Source organism: Escherichia sp. Lx600-2 (genome assembly GCF_036662595.1).
In the GTDB taxonomy this organism is placed as follows: Bacteria; Pseudomonadota; Gammaproteobacteria; order Enterobacterales; family Enterobacteriaceae; genus Escherichia; species Escherichia coli.
On the sequence record NZ_JAYQWM010000280.1, the window covers coordinates 1 to 206 of the forward strand.

The window sequence follows — 206 nt, forward strand, 5'->3', positions numbered from 1 at the left end:
CTGCGAATTTAGCCTGCGGCCTGAACCTGCAACCAGCTTGCCGAGGTATGGATTGCCGACTGAGTATTTACGGGGTAATGAATTGGCTTGAACTGCTGTTGAGATGGTGGGTCGTGCAGGATTTAAATTCTGCGAATTTAGCCTGCGGCCTGAACCTGCAACCAGCTTGCCGAGGTATGGATTGCCGACTGAGTATTTACGGGGTA

Annotated in this window: 1 protein-coding gene; it reads right to left on the bottom strand. The window is 51.5% G+C overall.

Features of this window, described 5'->3' with window-relative positions; translation table 11 throughout:
• A partial coding sequence (locus tag OQV04_RS24975) for a hypothetical protein (protein ID WP_332643269.1) occupies positions 1 to 206 on the bottom strand: 206 nt, incomplete at both ends.